Source organism: Oleiphilus sp. HI0066, assembly GCF_001635725.1.
In genome coordinates this window covers 1-1,127 of record NZ_LWFH01001574.1, presented here as the reverse complement: position 1 = coordinate 1,127, position 1,127 = coordinate 1, and the positions used below count along the sequence as shown (strand labels likewise).

Annotated in this window: 2 protein-coding genes; both read left to right on the top strand. The window is 45.9% G+C overall.

Features of this window, described 5'->3' with window-relative positions:
- On the top strand, nt 1–189 hold a 189-nt coding region (locus A3738_RS24885), incomplete at its 5' end, for a cytochrome c oxidase assembly protein (protein WP_197474015.1).
- A gap of 59 nt (nt 190–248) precedes the next feature.
- On the top strand, nt 249–1,127 hold an 879-nt coding region (locus A3738_RS24880), incomplete at its 3' end, for a cytochrome c oxidase subunit 3 (RefSeq protein WP_068763922.1).

The window sequence follows — 1,127 nt, the reverse complement described above, 5'->3', positions numbered from 1 at the left end:
GAGTGTTTTTGTTTTACACGACAATTACTCAAAGCAGGCGAAGAAGTTTTGATGCCTTTACGTTTCGTCGTCGACGAGGCCTTGCCCGATCATTTAGGTACATTGACTTTGTCTTACACCTTATTTGATCAAACAGAGACGCTCGACCCAGAAGAATTAGAAGAAACAACAACACAAGCAGCACTATAAAAATTTATCAGACGTCCGCGAGCGGTTAAGCGCGTCTTTATGAGATAAGGAGTCTAAGAATGAGTGCAGAAACAAGCTATTACGTTCCAGCGCAGAGTCGCTGGCCTATTGTTGCAACAGTAGGACTTTTCTTAACGGTCGTTGGTGCTGGCAGCGTGATGAACGCGAGCTCTGCTGGTGAATCGACCGGTATGTCTTGGCTAACCTTTATGATAGGCGCATTGATCATGGCCTATATGCTTTTTGGTTGGTTTGGGCACGTCATCCAAGAGAGTCAACAAGGTCTTTACAGTGAGCAAATGGATCGATCTTTCCGCTGGGGGATGAGTTGGTTTATCTTCTCAGAAGTGATGTTTTTTGCGGCCTTTTTTGGCGCTTTGTTTTATATCCGAGTATTGGCTGTCCCATGGATCGGCGGAGAGGGCGCGAATACCTCAACAGGCGAGTTGTTATGGCCTGAGTTTGAGGCGACTTGGCCATTAATGGTGAACCCAAATAACGAGTTATATCCAGGGCCGAGCGCATTGATTAGTCCTTGGGGAATTCCGTTACTTAATACTGCTTTATTGGTGGCTTCGAGTGTCACGATCACGATTGCGCATCATGCGTTAAAAGATGGGGATCGTGGCAAATTAACCTTGTGGTTGGGTGCGACCATTGCCCTAGGCGTCGTGTTCTTATACTTCCAAGGTTATGAATATGTGCATGCCTATAATGACCTCGATCTGACCTTGTCTTCTGGGATTTATGGCACGACCTTCTTCTTATTGACGGGTTTTCACGGTGCACACGTAACGCTTGGGACTCTAATGTTGATCATTATGTTTTTCAGAGTGCGTATAGGCCACTTCGATAAAGCAAATCACTTTGGCTTCGAAGCGACAGCATGGTACTGGCACTTCGTCGACGTGGTGTGGTTAGGTTTATTTTTCTTGGTT